Here is a 21,842-nt window from a genome sequence, read left to right as displayed (position 1 = left end):
GGGCGACAGACCGTATGATTCGAAAATGTCACGCACAATCGGCGACACCCGCCGCATAGCGCTTCGAGCGCTCCTGCTCATCATGGCCTCGGCCGCCCTGGCCTGGCTGCTGTTCCTGGCGGGACGGTACATCGACCTCATGACCTTCGCCGATGCCACCGGGCGGTATGCCGGATCCGGGACCTCCACCTCGATGGACGCCGTCTACGACGAACCGCAGCGCGTGACGCCGGGACTGTATCTCACGGTCGCGGCGCTCATGATCGTCGGTCTCGGTGCCCTGTTCGCCAAGCGCAGGCTCACCGCACTCAGGGCTTCGGACGCGCCCAGGAGCACGCTCGTGCGTCCGGTCTCGCGGTTCGCGAGCGTCGTCGTCATCGTCGCGGCGGCATTGGCCGTGCTCGAGGTGCTCGTGACGTTCCTCGGAGGGTTCTTCGGCCTGGAGGTCGAGGAACCCGAGCCGTTGATCCGCGCCCTCAATGTCTACCTGCCGATCCTGCTCAACACCGCACTCGTGGTCACGCTGATCCTGGCGGGATTCGTCTTCATCCCCTCGGTGCCGCGAGAGACCCGAGCGCAGGGGAGCCCGCCGTGGGCGGGGGAGCAGGCAGCAGGTGACTCCGGCGGACGGTCCAGGGTCGCGTTCGCCTACGTGACGCCGATCATCGCGACGGCGATCGCCCTGGTGATCGGCCTGGTGGTCTACGACCTCACCCGCACGGCACTGCAGGTGTGGCTCTGGGTGGGGATCCTCGCCATCATCGGGGCCGGCGTGCTGGCCGGGACGATCCTCGCGCGCCGGAGCGCGGGGACGGCCGAACCGGAGCCGGCCGTGGTGGTGGGTGCGAAGAAGCTCAACTTCGTCCTGTCGGTCCTCTTCGTCGTGAGCGCTTCCACGATGTCGCTCGGCTACGGTGCGGCCGCCGTCTACGGGCTGAACATCGCGCCGGACCTGTCGATCTCGGCCTCCGGCGAGGGCGGCGTGGCCTACGACGACACGGGAAGAGCGGAGGTCACGTCCCCGGTCGTGTCCATGTGGGGCTTCGACCTGAAGCCGGGCTCAGAGGCGACCGTGACGCTCGAACCGGGAGGCGAGACCGTCCTCTCGGCCACGGTCCAGCACAACAGGTGGCTGACCGCCGATGGAGAGCTGCCGGAAGACCTCTCACCCGGAGACTACGAACTCATCGGGCGAGCGGTCTCGACCGATGACCGATCTTTCGAGGTCACGCTCCCGCTGACGGTCCCCGAGGCCGGTGACATCGTCTTCCCGGACGGCACCGACGGCTTCCTCGAACTCGACACGACCCGCTTGCTGCCGATCACACCGCGGTGGGTCCTCGGCGACCTGGTGCCCGCGGGCGTGCTGCTGCTCGGGATGGCCGTCGTCGCGACCACCACGACGGCGCGCAACCGTGACGACGTCGTCAGCGCCGGGACGCCCTGACGCCGGTCCTGACCTCCGTCGGGCTCGATGTTCGGGTTGAGGCGAGGCCAGGCCCCGCCGCGTTCACGGCTCCTGGTGCAGCACGATCCCCGTCACGCCACCGCTGAGTTCGGCGATCACGCGCACGGCCCCGGTCACCAGATCGACCCGGCGCACGGAACCTCCCAGATCCGACACGTAGGCGACGCCTCGCTGCTGGTCCAGGGCCACGCCGATCGCCTCCTGAAACCCGCGGGCGAGGATCTGAGGAGTCCCGCCGCGCTCGCCGGCGGCCGGAATCGGCGCCCGGTTCAGGGTGTTCCCGTCGGGCTCCGCACCGCGGTCGGTCCAGGTGAGCATGCCGGAGCGGAGATCGAGTTCGAGATCGATGGGTTCGGGCAGCCCCTGCCACAGCACCTCGATGTCCTCCCGCGAATCCGCCGTCATTCCCTCCGGGATCTCCAGCCCGGCCCGCAGGATGCGCCCGCGGCCGCCGTCGGCGGGGCCTTTCTGGGTCCAGTACAGGTGACCGTTGACGGGATCGACGGCCACGCCGACGCATTCGTCCTCATCAGGAGCCCGCGTGGTGCCGGAGGTGAGGACGAGCGGGGTCACGGCCGAGCCATCCCGCTCGCTGCGGTAGATGCCGTGCCCCTCGCGATCCGCCCAGTAGAGCCGACCCGTCTCCGGATCCCGGGTCAGCTGCTTGCCGGTGGTGAAGGTTCCGCGCTCCACGAGCGTCCGGGGGTTCCGGCCCTCGGCCTCGCCGACGAGGGAGATAGCCTGAACCGAGCCGTTCCGGTGCGTGAAGAACGGTTCCTTCCCCCGCTCCGGCGTGCCGTCGAGGCTGCCCATAAGCGTGAAGACGAGCTCGTTCGATTCGGGGTCCACGACCATGCCGTCGGGAACCTCGTCCAGACCGGTCACGAGCGCCGTGGTCTCCCCGGTCTCCGGCTCCACCCGGTGCACGCCTCCCGGGATGGCGGTCAGCGCGTACAGCACGGGGCGTGCGGGCCTCTCGGGAGCCTCCTGTTCCACCGCGGTCTGCGCCGCCTTGGGGCGGGCCGCCGTGGTGAGGCCCCGGAGCGCCGCCAGCACGGTGTCACGGCGCAGCCGCTCCGGATCCTCGACGAGCGCGCCCTGCAGAACCGACCCGACGTGGGCTGCGATCACCACCCGGGTGGCTTCCGCGGCGTCGACGGTGAGCTCGAGCCCGGCCGCCTCCACGATCCGGGCGATGAACGGCGTCAGGCCCCGGCGCAGCTCCTCGGCGTGCACGTGCAGCGAGCCGGCGATCTCATCGTCCTTCGACACGCGCAGCGCGAAGACCGCGCGCAAGCTGTACCACTGCGGATCCGCGGGCACGACGGCGACGAGCCGGTCCACGGCCGACTCCAGGTCCACCGGCTCCTGCGGCCGGGCTCGGCCTGAGGACTCCGTGTCACCTGCCGGAGCGGTCGGCGAGGGCCGCGCGGAATCGATCTCCTCAAGCAGGTGCTCGGTCTTGCGCTCGTAGAGGGTGAAGAGCAGGTCGTCGACCGAGGTGAAGTTCGAGTAGAAGGCCCCGCGGGTGAAACCGGCGCGCTCGCAGACGACGTCGATGCCGAAGGAGAGCACGCCCGTCTCGGTGATGAGCTCCTCGGCGGCGTCGAGGAGGCGGGCACGGGTGTTGGCGCGGCGCCTGATGTTCGAGGTCACGATCTTCCTCGCCTTCCTAGCGATCCATCCAAATCGGGTGCATAATGAATCCGATACAGATTGTACTCAAATTCTCGAGAGAAGGCATCATGGGATTCGAACTGCCGACCGGGATCGCCGACCGCGCCGTCGTCATCGTGGGAGGCGGCACCCTCGGGCGCCGCATCGCCGCGGTCTTCAGCAGCGGGGGAGCGACCGTGCGGCTCGTGGACCCTGCCGAGCAGCAGCGGACCGCGGCGGCGGATTACGTCGCGGAGATCGCACCCGGGCTGAGCCGGGCGCTCACACCCGCTCCGGGCATGCCCCCGAAGGCGCTGGAGACGTACTCGAGCGTGGAAGAGGCGGCTCCCGGTGCCTGGCTCGTGATCGAGGCCGTGCCCGAGCGACTGGAGATCAAGCGGCCCCTGTTCGCGACCCTCGACCGGATCGCGGACCCTGACGCCCTGCTCGCCACGAACTCCTCCTCCTATGCCTCGCGTGAGGTCATCACCGACGTCGCCCATCCCGAGCGGGTGCTCAACATGCACTTCGCGATGCCGCCGCGCAGCATGGCCGTCGAGCTGATGAGCGACGGGCAGACCGCCGACGGTGTGCTCGAACTGCTCGATCGCGAACTGCGGGTCTTCGGCCTGCTGCCGTTCATCGCGGCGAAGGAGAGCACGGGCTTCATCTTCAACCGCATCTGGGCGGCCATCAAGCGGGAGTCGCTGGTGGTCGTGGCCGAAGGCGTGAGCACGCCGCAGGACGTCGACGGGATCATGCAGGCCAACATGGGCCTGGCTGCCGGGCCGTTCGCGATGATGGACCAGGTGGGACTGGACGTCGTGCTCGACATCGAGGAGCACTACCTGGCGGAATACCCGTGGCTTCCCTCCACGGCCCGCGACCTGGTCAAGTCCTACGTCGACGCCGGCAAGCTCGGTCGCAAGAGCGGTGAAGGCTTCTACCGCTACGACGACTGATTCGCCGTCGTCCTACCGGCACCGCCCGAACCGGAGGATGATCGGGGACGAAAGAAACGCGGAAAAGGAACGGGGTGGAAGGGGGAGAGTATGACGGCGTCCGTCCGGCTGGAATACCCCTTCACGGGGCGGTGGCTCACCCAGAACAGCCCGGCTGACCGCGTGCCCAGCCACGGTACGGCGCTGTTCGCCACCTCCTTCGCCATCGACTTCGTCCCGGTCGGCGACGACGGCCGCACGGCACCGTTCACCCTGCGCTCTCTGGCGCGTCCCGAGCCGGCGGAGAGGTTTCCGGGCTTCGGGCTTCCGCTCCTGGCGCCGGTCAGCGGGGCCGTCGTTTCTGTGCACGACGGCGAACCCGACCATCCGGCGTACCGGGGGCTGCCGTCGATCGGCTACGCGCTGACCCAGTGGCGACGAGCCGCGGCGGGATGGGCGGCGCTCGCGGGCAACCACGTCATGATCGAGAGCACCGACTGCAGCCCCGGGACCGTCGTCGCGCTCTGCCACCTCAAGCAGAGCAGCATCGAGGTGCGACCCGGGCAGCGCGTCATGGTGGGGGAGCCGCTCGGCCGCTGCGGGAACTCCGGCAATAGCACCGAACCGCACGTGCACGTGCAGGCGATGGACACCGTGCAGGCCGACCGGGCCGGTGCTGTTCCCCTGACGTTTCGGGGCAGGCTGCCGCGCAACGGCGAGATCGTGGAGGCGTGAGAGGTGGCCGGCCATCGCCGTCCGATGCTGCGGGCTGACCCCGGCTCATCGAGCTGTCAGGCTCGGTCGAGGAACAGGCGGACGATGTCCGCGGCTTGCTGCCGTAGCCGGGATCTATCCTGCATGCCTGTCTGCTCCCGGAGACGCCGGACCCACGGTTCCTCGTGGTCGACGCCCTGAGCGGCGAGCCAGTCATCGAGGAGCTCCGTGGTCATCTCCGGATGAAACTGAAGGCCGAGTGAGGTGCCGCAGGCAAACGCTTCGCAGCCCGAGGAGGAGGTCGCCAGGATCTCCGCGCCCGGCGGCGATTCCATCTGGTCGCTGTTCCAGTGGAACCACGGCCCGCCAGGAATCCTCGGATGGCTTGGATAAATACCGGACCAGCCGATCCGTGGACTCTCAAGATGGCGCACCGAACCACCGAGAGCCTCGGCCAGCAACTGGCCGCCGAAGCAGATCCCGAGTATCGGTATCCCGAGATCATGGGCTCGCCGTAGGAAGGAGATCTCACGGGGGAGCCAGGTGGCGATCAGCTCCCGCGGCCAGGGCGCTCCTGTGGTCACGATGGCGTCCCAGTCCGAAGGATCAGGGAACTCGAAGTCCACGTTCGGGTGATCGAAGCGGCTCTCGGGCACCACATGGATCATGGTCACGTGATGGCCGAACTCTTCCAGCGCATCGCCCACCCAACCGAGCGACGCCACATGGTCATGCCCGATGGCGAGGGTCCTCGGCGACAGCGGGAGCGCTGCGCCGGGGGTTCTCTCCAGGGCCGCGGGTTTCATCTCAGAAGGGTAGCCACCGCGGTTCGAGCCGGACAACGGCGGTGTGCCAAGATCTGAGACATGACCACCCTCACCATCCTCACCAGCCCCGGCCGCTACCGTCCCGCCGTCTTCGACCGGCTGAGCGAGGACGCCGAGGTGCGGTGGACGGAAGCGGACGGGCTCGCCTCCGCGCTGTCCGGTGCCGACGCCCTGCTGATGTGGGACTTCTTCTCGTCGGCCCTCGAAGACGCGATCGGTGGAGCGGACTCTCTGCGCTGGGTGCACGCCGCCAGCGCAGGCGTCGACTCCTTGCGCTTCCCGCCGCTGGTCGACTTGGACATCACGGTGACCAACGCCCACGGCGTCTTCGACCAGGCCATCGCCGAATACATGCTCCACATGGTGCTCATGTTCGCCAAGAAAACCGAGGAGGGCCTGGCTCTGCAGCGCCGCCACGATTGGCGCACCCGGGAGCTGGAGCACGTGGCCGGCACCCGGGCCCTGGTGGTGGGCACCGGCGGGATCGGCCGGCGGATCGCACAGCTGCTGGGCGCCGTCGGCGTGGTGGTGACGGGTGCCGCGAGCCGGGCTCGCCCGGGGGACGAGGACTTCACCGAGATTCACGACACGGCCGATCTCACGGCTCACCTGGCCAATGTCGACTGGCTCATCAATGCCGCTCCGCTCACGGAGTCCACCCGTGGGATGTTCGACGCGGAGGTCTTCGCCGCGCTGCCATCGACCGCGCGTTTCATCAGCATCGGCCGCGGCGCCTCGACGCGGACGGACGACCTGGTGCAGGCATTGGAGAACGGCACGATCGCCGGAGCCGGCCTCGACGTGGTCGATCCGGAGCCACTGCCTGCCGGGCACCCGCTGTGGGACGCGACCAACACGGTCATCACCGCTCACCTGTCCGGCAACACCGAAGGGTGGATGGACAGGCTGGCGGAGCAGTACATGGAGAACTGGGATCGGTGGATCGCGGGGGAGCCCTTCCCGAAGGTCGTCGACCTCCAAGCCGGCTACGTCTCATCCCAGCGGTAGGGGCGGCGGAGCTAGCTGGAGGCCTGCTCCGATCCCAGGGCGGCATACAGTTTGTCCACCACTTCAGCGGGAGTGAGCGCTGACGTCTCGATCCCCGTGAAAGCCGCGCGTACCCACGTAGCCTCGCGAAAGTGCTCGAACTTGCCGAGCCGCCACCGCAGTGCGCCGGGTTCGTCGGTGTCCTCAAGGACCCGTCGACGATGCTCGTCGCGGTCCACGTGCAGTGCTATGGCAGTCACCTGGAACTCGGGGTCGAGCGAGGCGGTGATCTGCGACCAGTACGCCTCATCGGTGATGGTCTGAGGCACGATCACCATTCGCGGGCCCGTCTCCGGCAGCTGATGTACGACGGCGTTGAGCGTTGCAGCGACGAGTTCCCGCCACGCGGCCCACTCCTGAAAATCGTGTACGGGCGAAACAGGTTGGAGCGCCTGCCGCAGTATCGAGCCGACCTCTTCGGGATCGACGATGACTGCTCCTGGCACTGCCTGGGCGAGTCGCCGTGCCACCGTCGTCTTCCCCGCCCCGAATGCACCGTTGATCCAGACGACATGCCCCCGTCTGCTCGGCTCCCGATCGGTGTCCATGTCGCCATCCTATGAAGGCGTGCATCTGAACATGCCGCGGCCTGCGGTCGCCGTCGTCGTGATCCGATCCGTTCACCGTCGACGGCGACGAGGGCGGCCCAGGCCCATCGCGGTAGCGCGCAGCGCGCTCGCCCAGATGCCCCGTCGATGAGGTGCCTCCGGTGGCTCGCCGAGTTCGCGGCCGGCCTTGTCGAACGCCTCTTCCAGAAGCGCATCGTGCAGCGGACGGAAGAACAGCGGCCACGTCAGATACGCCCACAGGCGAGGGTGCAGGCGGGGTTCGTGCCGGAGCGTCGTGCTTCCGTTCGCTGCGTCGATGATGCTGAACGCGTGCCAGCCGACGAAGCCTGAGGGGCCGGTGAATCGGAAGACGACCTCACTGCGGGGATCAACGCTCTCGACGGTGTAGCGGACAGGCCCGTGGCCGCCTTTCGCACCAGGGGCGAGGCCATGGTCGAGTCTCATCCTCGGCCATGCCTCAAGGGGCCAGAGCCGGTCGTGTTCGCTCGACAGCGTCGCCAGCAGCTCGGCGAGTTCCTCACCTGACGCTGCGAAGTCGCGTTCGTGGATGTTCACGATCATCGCTGTTGCCTCCCGTCCTCGGCGCCACTGGCCCTATCTGCACCCGACCACGAGAACCGCCGGCAACGGGCCTTTGATGTGCAGTTCGTTCATGACGCCGATCCCAGCGAAGGGACCGCGTCGAGGATCAACGCGGATGCTTCTTGCGGGCTGGTCACGCTCGTGTCGATCCGGAGATCTGCAGTCTGCCAGGGCTCGTATTCGCGAGACTGGATCGCCTGCCAGTCGGGGAGTGGGAGGCCGGGAACATCCACCGTCCGGTCTTCGGCGCGCGCCTGGTGGGCAGCAGGGTCACTGCAGTGCAGCTCGACTTCGAGCAGTGCCGCTCCGCGTGCTCGGGCGGCTTGGCGCCAGACGGCCCGGGTGAGGCCAATCGGATTGACGCATTCCACGAGCACGTCGTTGCCACCTGCCAATAGATCACCGGCAACGGCATACCCGACGGCGTAGCCCGCACCTTGAACGCCGCTGGCTCCCATCTCATCGGAGTCCCTGAGCGCCTGCTCGATACTGTCGATCCGGACGTAGGAGAACGCGCCCGCACGGTTCAGCTCGGCGGAGACCGTCGACTTGCCCGTACCGGCAGGCCGCCGAGCACGATGAGGGTCGGGGAAGGCATACCGGCAAGAGTAATCGGACCCGTTGAGCTTCGCCCGAGACCCTCTGAGGGGGAGTGGCTAGGTCGTCCACCAGACGATGAGCCCGATGAGGGCACTGAACGCGAAGAGTACGGCCAGTGTACGGGGGCGGAGTTGTTCTTTGGCGTGGAAGCCGTAATCGCCCCAGCCTGCACAGTCTTCGGTGCCCTCGTAGACCAGCCTGCGCGGACGCCAGGTGCAGATCATGAGCCAGTCGATGACGAGGAGGTCGAAGAGCGCGAACAGAGCGTTGACGACGAGCGCCATGAGCGCCAGTTCGAGAAACCCCGCTCCCGCGTGCCTCGCGCCCCATAACCAGACCACGCCACCTATACCGCTGATCAAGATGAGCACGAAAGCGATACCGCCGATCGCTCCGGCACGGGACTGCCGCACCGTTAGGTGACAGTTGGGGTGTTAGGCCGCGACGCGGAAAAAGCCACGGCCTTCTATAGCGACCTGTTCGACATCGAGCCGACCTTCACCAGTCCCCGCTACGTGGCCTTCGAGGTTGCCCCTGGCGTCCTCTTCGCGCTGTGGACAGGACGCAGTGAGCACGCGGAGCCGAGCACTCCCCGCACATGTGAGGTCGGGCTGATGCTGCCGGGAGTGGCGTCCGCAGTCGACGAGACCTTCAAGAGGTGGGTCTCGAAGGGGATCCACGTCATCGAGGAGCCGCACGACGATGTCTTCGGCCGCACGTTCTTGATCACCGACCCTGATGGCAATCTCATCCGGGTCTCCCCGGTCGACTGACCTGCACGACCGCTGCTAACCTGTTGCAATCCAAAGGGCCGGTCACACGCGATGGTCGGCCCTTTGGCCTGCCCAGGAGATCAGTCATGTCATATCCGAATACGGTTCCTACTCCGCTCCACCGGTGGAAAGTCACTCGACTCGTCGTTGATGGCGTGCTCACCCACCGTGGGGCCGCCACCGTCCGAAACCGCCTTCGGTATTGATGACCTGGCCGGTGATCCAGGATGCCTCGTCTGTGACCAGCCAGGAGATGAGGCGCGCGGGGTCGTCGGGGGCGCCGTACCGGCCGAGGGGGAACATCGGTGCGATAGCCTGCCACATCTCGTCGGTGACATAGCCGGTGTCGACCGGACCGGGATTGACGGTGTTGACGCGGATTCCGTCGTCGGCGAGCTGGTCGGCGATCGTCACCGTGATTCCAGCGATCGCTGCTTTCGCGGCGGCGTAGGCCACCTCGCCGGGCATCGGGCCGAGCCCCTGCCCCGAGGTCATGAAGATGATCGAGCCCTGGGTGCCTGGTGCGTGATGCCGCGCGAACGCCTGGGCCAGCAGGAGCGAGGCACGGCTGTCGACCGCCCAGTGCCTGTCCAGCATGTCGGCGGTCAGCTCGCCCAGGGGGCCGTCCGATCCGGACAGCGCCTGGTTGCAGATCAGTGCGTCCACCGTGCCGAACGCCTCCGCCGCCGTCGAGAGCAGCAGTTCAGGCGCGTCCGCGTTGGTGAGATCGCTGTGCATGTCCGCCACCCGCGCATCGCCGACCAGGTGCGAGCGGACCCCGTCCAGCACGGCGTCGATATCGTCGTCGCCCCACGGCTGCTGCCGATCGTGCGGTGAATAGTGATGGCAGAACACGCTCGCGCCATAGGCGGCGAGCCTGCAGGCCGTGGCGTAGCCGATCCCCGCCCTGCGGCTCACGCCGGTCACGACGACGGACCGTCCCCGCAGCGGCAGCGGATCCCGTGCAAGGTCATCGTGTTTTTCAGCGCTCATGACTTCAGTGTCGCAGGCCCTGGCGCCACCAGACGCACGACGGCGACAGTCAGTTGGCGGTCAAGCCAGGTCGGTGAGGTGGTCGAGGTCGTGGGCGAGGATGACGAAGCAGCCGCGCCAGCCATTCTCGTTGTCATCGCGCAGGGCGGGGGAGCGGTAGCCGCTCTGGGTGAATCGCATCAGGGTGCGCGGCCTCTCCGGAGTTCCGACGTCGTCCAGCTCGACGGTCACAAGCGTCTGGGGATTGGTGTGCTCACCGTCGACCTGGATCAGCGTCAGCGCTATTCGCCGGAACGGGACGACTTCCCGGAAGACACCCTGTTCGCAGTAGTGGTGCTCTCCGGATCGGGCCTGGAAGACCAGTCTCCACCCGCCTCCCGGACGGGGATCGGACTCGGAGTACACGGTGAGGTAGCCCGGCGGGGCGAACCAGCGGGCGAGGGCGTCGGCATCGGTCCAGCGGTGGAAGACGCGTTCTCGCGCGGCGGTGAATTCCTGCTCGATCTCGATCACCAGGCCGCCGTCGCCGTATCGGTGCGCCGTGGAGATCATGACTTCTCCGGCGGGGTGTCGTCCTGGGGATCGTCGGAGGTCAGATCGGCTTGGAGGGCGGTGAAACGGTGCTCCCACACCGCCCGATAGTCCTGGAGCCAGGAGTCCAGCTCGACCAGGGGCTCGATCCGCAGCCGGCTCGGGCGCCTCTGGGCATCACGGCCCCGGGAGACCAGTCCGGCCGCTTCGAGGACGCCGATGTGTTTCGAGATCGCCCGGGGCGTCAGCTCGAACGGTGCCGCCAGCTCTGCCACCGAGGCCTCGCCGCGTTCGCGCAGCGTAGTCAGGATCGCGCGCCGGGTCGGGTCCGCCAGAGCCGCGAAGGTCCGGGTCAGCTGATCAGTCGTCACAGTCAAGCACCATTCAGTTCGGGAACTAATGAGTTCTATGGTGCGCCGGGAATCGCGGTGCGTCAATCCATGGACGGGCAGGACCTGTAGACGATCGATGCCGGTCGTCGGCCGGCCTTGACGACCCGCAGAGGGCGATGCACTATAGAACTACTCAGTTCCAGAACTAGATAGTTCGATATGATTCAAGGAGCGATCCCATGCTGCTGCAGGGAAAGAACGCCATCATCTACGGCGGCACGGGTCCGATCGGACGCGCCGTCGCTCTCGGCTTCGCTCGCGAGGGAGCCACCGTCCATCTGACCGGACGCAGGCTCACTGCTCTCGAGGCTGTCGCCGCCGAGATCCGGGATGAGGGCGGCTCGGTGCGAACCGCCGTCGTCGATGCCCTCGATGCGGAGCAGATCACCGCCCATGCCGATCGGGTCGCCGCGAGCGCCGGGAGCATCGACATCAGCTTCAACGCCATCGGGCTGGGTGACATCCACGGCACCCCGCTGGCGGAGATGTCCCTGGAGGTCTTCGAGCGCCCGGTCGTCAACGCTGCCCGCACGATGTTCCTCACCACCCAGGCCGCGGCGCGGCAGATGATCAAACAGGGCTCGGGCGTGCTGCTGTTTTTCGGCGGCGACGACGGGCACGATCCCATCCGCGACTACTACATCGGAGGATTCCAGGTGGCCATGGGGCTCGTCGACACCCTGCGCCGGCAGCTTGCCGCCGAACTCGGCCCGCACGGCATCCGCGCTGTCACTCTGCAGACCGGCGGGATCGTCGAGGCGATCCCGGCTGAGGACGCCAGCCGTGACGCGATCGTGGACATGATCGTCGGCCAGACCATGCTCAAGCGCGCCGCGACCTTCGACGACGTCGGCAATGTGGCGGCCTTCGCCTGTTCCGACAAAGCCGCGTCCATCACCGCGGCCTCCATCAACATCACTGCTGGCGCCGTAGCCGATTGAGCCCGGCCGCTACTGCGCGGACTGGACCGGGGTGACGCGGCGCCGTGCGAGCAATACCGCGGCGAAGGCTGCCAGGATCAGCAGTGACGCGAGCGGGGGCCCGATCGGGATGCCCAGCATGAGACCGGCCACGCGGATCGGCTCGGAGGCCAGCAGAAGCCACCCGGCCCACTTCGGCACATCGCCTTGTTGCCGGAGCATCGCGATGGCGAGCACGATGCCGCCGCCCAGGGCGCCGAGGCCGAAGGCCGAGTAGAGCGCGACCTGGGTGACCAGTGTCTGCCCGTCGACCGCCGACCCGAACTGCTCCGGGCTGAGGTCGCTGCTCGCGACCAGCAGTGCCATCATCGAATCGGTGGACAGCACGAGAGCGCAGACATAGCCGCTCGCCATCATCCAGCCGCCCACCGCGGCCAGCCGCGGCGTGCGGTGCGCCAGCCGGGCCGTCACCGCCCAGATGCCGGGCACGATGAGCAGCACGGCCAGGATGCCGGTGCCGATGACCACTTCCGTGAGCACAGGATGCGTTGCTGCCACGGTGACGACCTCTGCCGTGGAAGCGGCATCGCTCCATCCCGGGGTGAAGTTGACCAGCGCATTGCCCAAGGCGAGCATGAGCGGCCCTCCGATGCCCGCCACTATCGCCCCGGGTATCAACCGTGGCTCACGGGGACGGCCGGCGTCTTCTGCTCGGTTGCTATGGAAAGTCGGGGCTGGGGTCGTGGCCATCACTCCTCCTGAGGGTTCGCGACCTGACCGGTCGATGGCACCGACGCTAGTGAGCGGCACCAGCCCCGCACATCGGCAGGATCGCCTATTCCGCGGCGCTGCGCGCGGCGGGACAATACCGGCATGGAGCGTGCGCGCGGGCACCACTGGGCGCGAATCATCGTGCCGTGCACGATCGGCGGAGCGGCCGTGTCGTGGTCGTTGACGCTGCCATGGCTGCAACCCGAGTTCAGTCTCGGGGTCGCAGAACGGATCCTGATGGCTGTGGCGGGAGCAGCCATCATCGTGACGGCGGGTCGCACCGGACCTCACGGGGCACTCCGCGCTGCCACATGGTGGCTGGGCGCCTTTGTGCTCGCGTATCCCGCCTTGCTGGGCGTTGGTGCCGCCTATCCGGGCAATGCCATCGCGGCCCTCGTGGGCGGTGCAGGTCATATCCCGCCTCTACTCCTGCTTCAGCTCGTCCCGGTTCTCGCGGCTACGGCCGCTGTCGGGCGGCGTCACCGGCGGTGGGAGATCACCGTGATCCTGGCCGCTTCCGTGACCACCCTCTGCACGGTTCTCGGCGGCCTGGATGCCCCCGGCGCTGGCGGCTTCGCGATCGCGGGTGCTGTCCTGTGGTCCGGCTCAGCCGGGATCGCCCCGGCGGCGACCTGGTCGGCCGTGCATTCGTGCGGGGGAGTGCGCCGCCGCCGGGCAGTGCTGTCCGCGCTCGCCGCCATAGTGCCCGTGGTGCTCCTCGTGTGGTGCGTCGCGCTCGGAGTGCTCGGGCAGGGCTTCGGCCTCGGTGACGACTGGTCGGTCTCCACGCTCATGACCGGTTTCTCCGTGAGCACGCTGCTGTGCGCCGTGCTCTCGCTCGGGGCGGCAACAGGCCCCGAGGACACCTGGTTGCTGCGCACGCGCACGCTCATCGGGGTGCTCGATGGCCTGCTCGCTGCGCTGGCGCTGCTGGTGGGGTCCCTGACGGCCCTCGCCTCATCGACGATGGCCGTGCCACCCAGCCTCTCCGTCGGCGTCGGTGCCGCAATGACGATTCTCGCAGCGGCGGGCTGGTGGCAGGCCCGGGCCTGGACTCGGCGGGTGGTCGATCCGGCCTCGACGCTGCGGAGAGAGCTCAGTGCCATGGGGGATGCCGCTGCCGGTCACCATCGCCAGGTCACCCTGCACGTCCTGCGAGGCTATGCCCGCGATCCCTCCCTGCTGGTGCGCTATCGCGCCGAAGCCACCTGGACGGATGAGGAACGAGAAGACGGAGGACCTGATGCCCCGACGGAGATCGTGCTGGCCATGGACGGGAACGGACAGTCTTGCGTCCTGGCGTCGGTGACCTTGCCCCGGGCAGCACGGCGCCTGGTCTCGCTGGGCGACTGCTCGGCCGTCCTGCACCCGGCACTGCTGGAGGCGCAGGCCGAGCAGGCCTCCCGACGGGCCGAAGCCGCCGCCGAGACTGAACGACGGCGTCTGTCCCAGAATCTGCACGACGGACTCCAGGGGCGGCTACTCGGTCTCGCGCTCAACCTCCAGCTCTCGGGTCGTGACCTCGATGACCCCGCCGCGCGCATCCTCATCGATGACGCGGTGGGTTCCCTTCGCTCGATCGTCGAGGACGTCCGCAGCCTGGGTGGCGGGCGGATCCCGGATGCCCTCGCCACGGGGGGACTGGAAGCGGCGCTCCGCGTTCTGCTCGCGCCCATCGTCTCGATGGTCGATCTGGACCTCCCCGGTACGCGGCTGGCACCCGCAGTGGAGGAGACCGCGTACTTCATCATCGGGGAGGCGGTGACGAATGCGCTCAAGCACTCGGGCGCTCACCACATCGGGGTCTGTGTCGACTCCGCCGTGGAAGGCGCGGTAGCCGTCACCGTGCGGGACGACGGAGGGGGCGGAGCCGATCCGAGAGCGGGCTCGGGGCTGCGGACCCTGTCGGAACGCGTGATGGCGGCCGGTGGCGCATTCGTGGTCCGGGACGGAACCGACGGCGGCACCGTGGTCGAGGCGGTGCTGCCGTGCGCATCGTGATCGCCGAGGACCAGGTGCTGCTGCGCGACGGCCTGGTGCGCCTGCTGGAGGGCGCCGGCCATTCCGTCGTCGCGCAGGTCGGGGACGCGCGCTCGCTCATCACCGAGGTGAACCGGCACCGGCCCGACCTGCTCATCGCCGACATCCGCATGCCGCCGGACTACACCGACGACGGCGCACGTGCGGTGCGGTACCTGCGCATCCGCTTTCCCTCGCTGGCGGTGCTGATGCTCACGCAGGTAGTCGACCCGGAGATGGCCGCCACGTTCGTCGCCGATGCCGCACCCGCCTTCGGCTACCTCATCAAGGACCATGTCCTCGATACCGAGAGCTTCCTCGATCGGGTGCAGGTAGTCGGTGACGGCGGCACGGCGATCGATCCCACCATCGTCGATCTGTATCTGAGCAGGACGCCCCCGAAGCTCGCCGCGCTGACGCAGCGTGAGGAGGACGTGCTGCGGTTGGTGGCTTCCGGGCGCAGTAACGCGGGCATCGCCGCGCAACTGGTCATCTCCCGTCGCACGGTCGACGCGCACTTGCGTGCCATCTTCATGAAGCTCGGCATCACGGCCGCGCCCGAGGATAACGCCCGCGTGCTCGCGGTGCGCGCCTGGCTGACCGCGGCTCCCTCATCCGCGGGACAGGGAAGTTCCGGCATTGCCACGAGGGGATAGACCGGTGCAGGATCTCAAGCAGGAACGGTAGGAGGAGCGAGCGATGAGTGAAACAGGACGAGACGTCGGCGAGGGAACGGAAGGCCGGAGATCCCTGGTCCGCGTCCACAACTTCTCTGTCTCCCTCGACGGGTTCGGAGTGGGGGAGGGCCAGCGGCTCGAAGAGCCCTTCGGCCACGCGGGACACCGCCTGCTCGAGTGGGCATTCCCCACGCGCACGTTCCAGCAGATGGGCTTCCATGGCAGCGACGAGGGTTCCGTGGGGGTCGACGAGGCTTTTGCCGGCCGGTGGGCCGCGGGCATCGGGGCGGAGATCATGGGACGCAACAAGTTCTCACCCCATCGCGGCCCGTGGGCCGATGAGGAATGGCGGGGCTGGTGGGGCGAGAATCCGCCCTTCCACACACCGGTGGTCGTCCTGACCCACCACCCCCGTCCGCCGCTGGAGATGGAGGGTGGCACGACCTTCCATTTCGTCGATGCGGAGCCCTCCGAAGCGCTCGAGCAGGCCCGTGCCCTGGCCGGTGGCCTCGACGTGCGCATCGGCGGTGGCACCACCACGATCCGGGAGTTCCTCCGGGCGGATCTGATCGACGAGATGCACATCGCCGTCGTGCCGATCCTCCTCGGCAGGGGAGAGCGGCTGTGGGACGGTCTGGAGGGACTCGAACAGCGTTTCGACGTCGAAGCGGTGGCCTCGCCCAGCGGTGTCGTCCATCTGTCCTTCTCGCGGCGCCGTCCTCGCCCCTGAGAGGAGCACTGGGCGCGCACGGGCCAGGCCCGGCATAGGATGCAGCACATGGCCATCACATTTGAGAATGTCGGCATCGCCGTGCGCGATCTCGAAGCCACGATCGTCTTCTTCACCGATCTCGGTCTCACGGTCCTCGGTCGTGACACGGTCAGCGGCGAGTGGGCGGACATTGCCGTCGGTCTCGACGGCAATCACGCCAGGATCGCGATGCTCCAGACGCCGGACGGCAATGGCCGGCTCGAACTCTTCGAGTACATCCACCCCGAGGTCATCGAGACGGAACCCACCCTCCCGCATGAGATCGGCATGCACCGCGTCGCCTTCTCCGTCGACGACCTCGACGCCGCCCTGGCGATCGCCGCGAAGCACGGTTGCCATCCCCTCCGAGGCGTGGCGACCTACGGGGACGTCTACAAGCTCACCTATCTCCGCGGCCCCAGCGGCATCCTCGTGATGCTCGCCGAGGAGCTGAAGAAGGGCTGAAGAAGAGCTGACAAGGCGTCTCCCCGCACCACGGGTGAGAGAGCGGGACCCCCCGCCCGCCGGGGCGATGCTGGAGGAGCCGGCTTGCACGCCTTCCGGCCGTCGTTGTAGCCTCACCGGGTTGCTTTTGCGAAGGTGGCTCACCTGCCTTCCTCCTTGTTCCAGTTTCCTCATCTCAGCGGGGTGTTTTCATCTTCCAGGTCATCTAGTCGTCCGTGTTCCTTCGCGTTCGAGCCGATCGAACGTGCTCGAAGGGGCGGACTTCGTGATGGTCTGAGTTGCGTCAACGCCCCGTTTTTCTGTCTTCATCCCCGGGTGCAGCTCTGCCGAGCGCCCCGGGTTTCGCGTTCACCGACCTCGGTCCGGCCGCCGGCGAGCTCCCCGATCCATAGATTCCATAGATCAGGAGCATCTCCACATCATGTCGAACCAGTCCGACGGCGGGCCGCGCGGATCCAGCGGCACGTCACTACGGTCCTCATCCGGGACCCCTTCCATCACCTCCGGCAAGGTGGCCCTCTCGGCCAAGATCGCCCTGGCGGTGGTCCTGGTGGCGGGGCTGATGAACGTCCTGGACCACTCCGTCGTGCTCAACGCGATCCCCACGCTCCAGCAGGCGCTCGGTGCGGAACCCGCTCAGGTGCAGTGGCTGACGGCCGGCTACGGCCTGGCCGTGGCTCTCGGGCTGATCACCTGCGGCCGGCTCGGTGACATCTACGGGCGGCGCCGGGTCTTCCTCATCGGCGCCAGTGTGTTCACCGCCGCCTCGTTGCTGTGCGGCATCGCGCTCTCACCCGAGCATCTGGTGGCCGCCCGGGTGCTCCAGGGAGCCGGGGCGGCGATCATGCTCCCGCAGGTCCTGGCGACCGTTCACGTGACCTTCGACGGCGAGAACCGCAGCAGGGCGTTCGGGCTCTACGGCGCGATCCTGTCGCTGGGCTCCGCGCTCGGCCGGGTCCTCGGCGGCGTCCTGGTCCAAGCCGACCTCTTCGGCCTCGGCTGGCGGACCATCTTCCTGATCAACCTGCCCATCGGGCTGGCCGTGGTCGTCCTGGGCCGGAGGTTCATCATCGAGTCCACCGCCGAGAAGGCCGAACGCCTCGACATCGTCGGTATGGTGCTGTCCGCGCTGGCCGTGGTGCTGATCGTCTTGCCACTCACGGAAGGCCCGTCCCATGACTGGCCGCTGTGGTCGTTCGTGATGCTCGCGGCCAGTTTCCTGATCGCGGGGATCTTCATCGCGCAGCAGCGGTGCAGGCAGCACCGTTCGCCGCTGGTCGTGCTCTCCATCTTCCGGGGCAAGGCCTTCCCCGCGGGTCTGTGCGCGCAACTGCTGTTCGGACTGCTGTCCGGGATGTTCTTCATCACCTGGACCCTGTACCTGCAACGCGGACTGGACATGAGCCCGATCCAGGCGGCCATGGCCTTCGTGCTGCTCACCCTCGGGGAGATGGCGGGTGTGGCGGTCGCCGTCAGGACCGCGGGACGGCTTGCCCGTCGCCTGCCGCAGACCGGAGCGGTGCTCGCGCTGGTGACGGTGGTCGCCTATGCGGCGCTCGTCGACGGCCTCCAGGACGAGCTGACCCTGCTGGGCATGGCGGTGCTGCTGCTCGTGCTCGGCTCGGCCTTCGGCATGATCGGCGGCCCGCTTGCGGACCTCGCGCTGTCGGAGATCCCGGAGGAGAACGCAGGCTCCGCCTCCGGCCTGTTCAGCACCTCCATCCATCTGGGGATGGCTCTGGGCACGGCGCTGACCGCGCTGGCGTTCTTCTCCGTCACCGGTGGCTCCTTCGACGGCGCGGCCAACCGGGAAGGCTTCACCGGTGTCCTCTGGTGGATCGCGGGGGCGTTCGCGGTTCTCTGGGGGCTGATGTTCTTCCTCCCGGGCCGCGCTAAGGTCGAGTCAGAAGCCGGCTGAGCAGATCCCGCAGATCCCGCAAATCCTGCGGTGACGCACCCGGTCCGCCGGCACCATCGATCCGGAAGAACCATCCCATGAGCCACTCAGACCCCCGGAATCCCGCGGTGAGCGTGCGGTCGATCGCCACGGCGGTGCCGCCCACCTGCCTGGCCCAGGACGACGTCCGCGATCTGTTCGCGGGCCAGGAGGGTCTGAGCCCCCTGGCCCGCAGACTGGTGAGATCGGTCTTCAACGCCTCGTCGATCGAGCACCGCTATACGGCGGTGCGGGATCTGGGCGGCGCGGTCGCGGAAGAGGCGGAGTTCTACGACGCGGCGAGCGGGAGGATCCTGACCCCGTCCACGGGAGGCCGCAATGCGGTCTACACGCGGGAGATCCAGCCGCTGCTCGTGGACGCGGCCGCCCGGGCCATCGACGAGGCGCCCGGCCTGGGCCCTGCGGACATCACCCATGTCATCACGGTCTCCTGCACCGGCTTCTTCGCTCCGGGACCCGACTACGTGCTGGTGCGGGATCTCGGGCTCGACCGTTCTGCCCGCCGGCTGCACGTCGGGTTCATGGGCTGCTACGGAGCGTTCCCCGCGCTGCGGGCCGCTGTCTCGACCTGCCGGGCGGAACCGGAGGCGACGGTGCTCATCGTGTGCGCCGAACTGTGCACGCTGCATCTGCGCTCCTCCGGCGACTCGGACACGATCGTCGCCTCCTCGGTCTTCGGTGACGGGGCCGCCGCAGCGGTGGTCTCCGCCCGCCCCGCGCCTGAGGGGACGCCATTGCTGGAGATCGAGGCGCTGGAGACGATGCTCACCGACGACGGCGAGGCCGAGATGGCCTGGACGATCGGGGACCTCGGCTTCGAGATGGTGCTCTCCAGCTACGTCCCGCGCATCCTGGAGGCGCAGATCGCCGACGTGCTGCAGCCCCTCTTGGACCGGGTGCCGGAGACCGGCGGCACTGACTGGCCGGAGATCGAACGATGGGCCGTGCACCCCGGCGGCCGGGCGATCCTGGACCGGGTGCAGCACGCGCTGGGGCTCTCAGATCAGCAGCTGGCTCCTTCACGGGCGGTGCTGCGCGACTACGGCAACATGTCCAGCGCCACCGTGCTGTTCATCCTGCGGCGCATCCTTCATGGCGAGGACGGTGGCGGCGAGGACGGCATTGGTGGGGACGCCGGCAACGGTATCCGTCAGGGCGACGACGCCGCGAGGCCCGCGCCGGCACCGGAACGCGTTGCCGCCGTGGCGTTCGGACCGGGGCTCACGGTGGAATCGGCCCTGTTCACCCGGAGGAATGCGGCATGAGAGGTACCGGCCTGGCGCAGCGGGATACCGAGTCACGGGAGCTGATGGACGACCCGGACTGTGACCTCGCCCGGCTCGAGCGCACCTACGGCCAGTTCACCACCGTGAACCGGCTGGTCTCCGGCTGGCGGCGGATCTACACGAAGCGGATCCGGCCGCGCCTGGCATCCGACAGGCCCACCTCGCTGCTGGACATCGGTTTCGGCGGCGGGGACATCCCGCGCCGCCTCACGTCCTGGGCGAAGCGGGACGGGCTGCTGCTGCGTACGACGGCGATCGACCCCGACCCCCGGGCCATCGACTATGTGCGCCGGCTGCCGGACGACGGAGTGCGGTACGAACAGGCCTCCAGCGCCGACCTGGTGGCCCGCGGCGACCGCTACGACCTGGTGATCTCCAACCACCTCCTGCACCATCTGGACGCCCCCTCACTGTCCGCTCTGCTGGAGGACAGCCTGGCCCTGTCACGGGGGCCGATCATCCACAACGACCTCTCCCGCAAGTACACCAGTTACGCCGTGTACGCGGTTGCCGCACTGCCGTTCTCCCGCGGCTCGTTCGTCCGCCAGGACGGGTTGCTCTCCATCCGCCGCAGCTACCGGCGGCACGAGCTGCAGGAGGCCGTGCCTCCGGGGTGGCGGACGGAGCCGGCCTTCCCGCAGCGCCTGCTGCTCACCCGGGAAGGTGCCGATCGATGAACCATCGCCGCAAGAACAACCGGGTGACCCGCCGCCTGATAACGGCCGCGAGCGCCAGCTATACGGCGAACGCGGCCTTCGGCGCCGCCGTCGCGACCGGGCTGATCGACAACGGGCGCATCCGCTGGGTCCATCACGCCCTCTTCACCACGACGGTCTCGATGACCACGATCGCGCTCGCCGCCAGTGCGGTCCAGCGGCAGCGGGCCGGTCTTGCCCTGCTGCCCGCCGTCGGCCCGCTGGCGGTGCTGCCGTATCTTGGGGGAGACGTGTGCCGGCATGCCGCCGTGGCAGGGTCGGCCGCACCGTTCTTCGCAACCGCTCTCACTATGGTCTGGAGAAGTCGCTGATGGAGTTCCTCGACGTCGTGCGTCGTCGTAAGACGACCAATGGAGCGTTCCTGCCCGACCCTGTCTCCGAGGAGCACCAGCGATTGCTGATGGAGGTCGCCGGGCGTGCCCCGTCGCAGCTGAACAGCCAGCCGTGGCGGTTCGTGATCGTCGAGGAGCGCCCGACGATCGAGGAGATCGCGCGGATCAGCGGAGAGAGCATGACCGAGGCGATGTCCAACGGCACCTTCTTCGAGCGCTACAAACCCTATTTCCGGTTCAGCAAGGCGGAGATGGAACGCCGCCGGGACGGGATGCTCTTCGATCGCCTGCCCGCCCCGCTGCGCCCGTTCACCCATCAGGTGTTCACCGGGCGGGGCCAGAAGCTCATGAACACCCTGCGCGTGCCGCAGAGCCTGGGGGAGGAGAACCGCAAGCTCGTCGCGGGGTCCCCGCTGCTGCTCGGGGTGATGCTCGATCGTTCCGAGTACCGCCCCGGTGAGCTGTCCTCGTTCTACTCGGTGTTCAGCATGGGGGCGGCGATGGAGAACGTCTGGCTCACCACCGTGGAACTCGGCATGGGCATCCAGTTCGTCTCCTTCCCGATGGAGGTCCCCGGCCGCTGGGAGCAGATCGTCCGCCTGCTCGAGGTCCCGGATGACCTTGAGCTGATGGCCGTCTACCGGCTCGGCTACCTGCCCTCCGAGCAGCGGCGCCCTCCGATCGACTGGACCAGTGCGCAGCGCAAGCGGCCCTCGCAGTACGTCTTCCGCGGTACCTGCTCCACCCCGCAGCAGGGGTGGGACGACTCGCAGGGTGCCGGGGCCGCGTCCTGACCCGGGTCAGGACGCGGCAGGGAGGCGCCTCGCGTACGCGTCCGTGACGACACGTTGCGCT

At 68.3% G+C, this 21,842-nt stretch carries 25 protein-coding genes; 15 read left to right on the top strand and 10 right to left on the bottom strand.

Features of this window, described 5'->3' with window-relative positions:
* Positions 1–25: 25 nt before the first annotated feature.
* Positions 26–1,447, top strand: a complete 1,422-nt coding sequence (locus tag FCK90_RS07065) for a hypothetical protein (protein WP_158033592.1) — start codon at positions 26–28, stop codon at positions 1,445–1,447.
* Between the two features lie 63 nt (positions 1,448–1,510).
* On the opposite strand, the gene FCK90_RS07060 is transcribed toward FCK90_RS07065, so the two are convergent.
* The gene (locus tag FCK90_RS07060) at positions 1,511–3,124 is read right to left on the bottom strand and encodes a TetR/AcrR family transcriptional regulator (protein WP_158033591.1); all 1,614 of its coding nucleotides are present in this window, start codon (positions 3,122–3,124) and stop codon (positions 1,511–1,513) included.
* A gap of 89 nt (positions 3,125–3,213) precedes the next feature.
* Here FCK90_RS07060 and FCK90_RS07055 point away from each other — a divergent pair, with 89 nt between their 5' ends.
* Both FCK90_RS07055 and FCK90_RS07050 read left to right on the top strand, forming a co-directional pair.
* A complete protein-coding gene (locus FCK90_RS07055; protein WP_158033590.1) occupies positions 3,214–4,086 on the top strand; it encodes a 3-hydroxyacyl-CoA dehydrogenase family protein in 873 nt (290 codons plus the stop codon).
* Between the two features lie 90 nt (positions 4,087–4,176).
* Positions 4,177–4,800 (top strand): M23 family metallopeptidase, encoded by a 624-nt coding sequence (locus FCK90_RS07050; protein ID WP_158033589.1) that lies wholly within the window; start codon positions 4,177–4,179, stop codon positions 4,798–4,800.
* A 56-nt stretch (positions 4,801–4,856) separates the two neighbouring features.
* Here FCK90_RS07050 and FCK90_RS07045 read toward each other — a convergent pair whose 3' ends face one another.
* On the bottom strand, positions 4,857–5,585 hold the full coding sequence (locus FCK90_RS07045; RefSeq protein ID WP_158033588.1) for a type 1 glutamine amidotransferase: 729 nt from the start codon (positions 5,583–5,585) through the stop codon (positions 4,857–4,859).
* A gap of 60 nt (positions 5,586–5,645) precedes the next feature.
* Between FCK90_RS07045 and FCK90_RS07040 the strand changes: the two genes are divergently transcribed.
* On the top strand, positions 5,646–6,614 hold the full coding sequence (locus FCK90_RS07040; protein ID WP_158033587.1) for a D-2-hydroxyacid dehydrogenase: 969 nt from the start codon (positions 5,646–5,648) through the stop codon (positions 6,612–6,614).
* Between the two features lie 11 nt (positions 6,615–6,625).
* Here FCK90_RS07040 and FCK90_RS07035 read toward each other — a convergent pair whose 3' ends face one another.
* The 4 genes from FCK90_RS07035 to FCK90_RS07020 form a co-directional block, all read right to left on the bottom strand.
* The gene (locus tag FCK90_RS07035; RefSeq protein ID WP_158033586.1) at positions 6,626–7,201 is read right to left on the bottom strand and encodes an AAA family ATPase; all 576 of its coding nucleotides are present in this window, start codon (positions 7,199–7,201) and stop codon (positions 6,626–6,628) included.
* 72 nt (positions 7,202–7,273) lie between these two features.
* Complete coding sequence (locus FCK90_RS07030) at positions 7,274–7,783, bottom strand: SRPBCC family protein (RefSeq protein ID WP_158033585.1); 510 nt, start codon at positions 7,781–7,783, stop codon at positions 7,274–7,276.
* A gap of 89 nt (positions 7,784–7,872) precedes the next feature.
* Positions 7,873–8,262, bottom strand: coding sequence for a hypothetical protein (locus tag FCK90_RS07025; protein ID WP_220433294.1), 390 nt, complete (start codon positions 8,260–8,262; stop codon positions 7,873–7,875).
* A gap of 198 nt (positions 8,263–8,460) precedes the next feature.
* On the bottom strand, positions 8,461–8,817 hold the full coding sequence (locus FCK90_RS07020) for a hypothetical protein (RefSeq protein ID WP_158033584.1): 357 nt from the start codon (positions 8,815–8,817) through the stop codon (positions 8,461–8,463).
* A gap of 18 nt (positions 8,818–8,835) precedes the next feature.
* Between FCK90_RS07020 and FCK90_RS07015 the strand changes: the two genes are divergently transcribed.
* Positions 8,836–9,177 carry a VOC family protein gene (locus tag FCK90_RS07015; protein ID WP_246180049.1) on the top strand — a complete coding sequence of 114 codons (342 nt, stop codon included), beginning with the start codon at positions 8,836–8,838 and terminating at the stop codon, positions 9,175–9,177.
* A gap of 159 nt (positions 9,178–9,336) precedes the next feature.
* Here FCK90_RS07015 and FCK90_RS07010 read toward each other — a convergent pair whose 3' ends face one another.
* Genes FCK90_RS07010 through FCK90_RS07000 form a run of 3 tightly spaced genes read right to left on the bottom strand, consistent with a single transcriptional unit; the run spans position 9,337 to position 11,072 of the window.
* A complete protein-coding gene (locus tag FCK90_RS07010) occupies positions 9,337–10,170 on the bottom strand; it encodes an SDR family oxidoreductase (protein ID WP_158033582.1) in 834 nt (277 codons plus the stop codon).
* A 60-nt stretch (positions 10,171–10,230) separates the two neighbouring features.
* Positions 10,231–10,722, bottom strand: a complete 492-nt coding sequence (locus FCK90_RS07005; RefSeq protein ID WP_158033581.1) for an SRPBCC family protein — start codon at positions 10,720–10,722, stop codon at positions 10,231–10,233.
* A complete protein-coding gene (locus FCK90_RS07000) occupies positions 10,719–11,072 on the bottom strand; it encodes an ArsR/SmtB family transcription factor (RefSeq protein WP_158033580.1) in 354 nt (117 codons plus the stop codon). Before FCK90_RS07000 ends, FCK90_RS07005 begins: the two co-directional genes overlap by 4 nt.
* 200 nt (positions 11,073–11,272) lie before the next feature.
* Here FCK90_RS07000 and FCK90_RS06995 point away from each other — a divergent pair, with 200 nt between their 5' ends.
* Entirely contained in the window at positions 11,273–12,034 is a 762-nt protein-coding gene (locus FCK90_RS06995) for an SDR family NAD(P)-dependent oxidoreductase (protein WP_158033579.1), read from the top strand.
* A gap of 9 nt (positions 12,035–12,043) precedes the next feature.
* On the opposite strand, the gene FCK90_RS06990 is transcribed toward FCK90_RS06995, so the two are convergent.
* Entirely contained in the window at positions 12,044–12,649 is a 606-nt protein-coding gene (locus tag FCK90_RS06990) for a hypothetical protein (protein WP_158033578.1), read from the bottom strand.
* 237 nt (positions 12,650–12,886) lie between these two features.
* On the opposite strand from FCK90_RS06990, the gene FCK90_RS06985 reads away from it, so the two are divergent.
* From FCK90_RS06985 to FCK90_RS06945, 9 genes are all read left to right on the top strand, one after another.
* Positions 12,887–14,785, top strand: a complete 1,899-nt coding sequence (locus tag FCK90_RS06985; protein WP_158033577.1) for a sensor histidine kinase — start codon at positions 12,887–12,889, stop codon at positions 14,783–14,785.
* Positions 14,773–15,459: a response regulator transcription factor gene (locus FCK90_RS06980; protein ID WP_158033576.1), complete on the top strand. Its 687-nt coding sequence runs from the start codon at positions 14,773–14,775 to the stop codon at positions 15,457–15,459. The genes FCK90_RS06985 and FCK90_RS06980 overlap by 13 nt, the downstream gene beginning before the upstream one ends.
* 43 nt (positions 15,460–15,502) lie before the next feature.
* Positions 15,503–16,210, top strand: a complete 708-nt coding sequence (locus FCK90_RS06975; protein WP_158033575.1) for a dihydrofolate reductase family protein — start codon at positions 15,503–15,505, stop codon at positions 16,208–16,210.
* 48 nt (positions 16,211–16,258) lie between these two features.
* The gene (locus tag FCK90_RS06970; protein ID WP_158033574.1) at positions 16,259–16,696 is read left to right on the top strand and encodes a VOC family protein; all 438 of its coding nucleotides are present in this window, start codon (positions 16,259–16,261) and stop codon (positions 16,694–16,696) included.
* 421 nt (positions 16,697–17,117) lie between these two features.
* A complete protein-coding gene (locus FCK90_RS06965) occupies positions 17,118–18,614 on the top strand; it encodes an MFS transporter (protein WP_220433293.1) in 1,497 nt (498 codons plus the stop codon).
* A gap of 77 nt (positions 18,615–18,691) precedes the next feature.
* Positions 18,692–19,918 (top strand): type III polyketide synthase, encoded by a 1,227-nt coding sequence (locus tag FCK90_RS06960; RefSeq protein ID WP_158033573.1) that lies wholly within the window; start codon positions 18,692–18,694, stop codon positions 19,916–19,918.
* Complete coding sequence (locus tag FCK90_RS06955) at positions 19,915–20,616, top strand: class I SAM-dependent methyltransferase (protein ID WP_158033572.1); 702 nt, start codon at positions 19,915–19,917, stop codon at positions 20,614–20,616. Before FCK90_RS06960 ends, FCK90_RS06955 begins: the two co-directional genes overlap by 4 nt.
* A complete protein-coding gene (locus tag FCK90_RS06950; RefSeq protein WP_158033571.1) occupies positions 20,613–20,966 on the top strand; it encodes a hypothetical protein in 354 nt (117 codons plus the stop codon). The genes FCK90_RS06955 and FCK90_RS06950 overlap by 4 nt, the downstream gene beginning before the upstream one ends.
* A complete protein-coding gene (locus FCK90_RS06945; RefSeq protein WP_158033570.1) occupies positions 20,966–21,781 on the top strand; it encodes a nitroreductase family protein in 816 nt (271 codons plus the stop codon). The genes FCK90_RS06950 and FCK90_RS06945 overlap by 1 nt, the downstream gene beginning before the upstream one ends.
* The last annotated feature ends 61 nt before the right edge of the window (positions 21,782–21,842 follow it).

This window comes from Kocuria coralli (genome assembly GCF_008831305.1).
GTDB lineage: Bacteria > Actinomycetota > Actinomycetes > Actinomycetales > Micrococcaceae > Kocuria > Kocuria coralli.
This window is presented reverse-complemented; position numbering and strand designations above follow the sequence as displayed.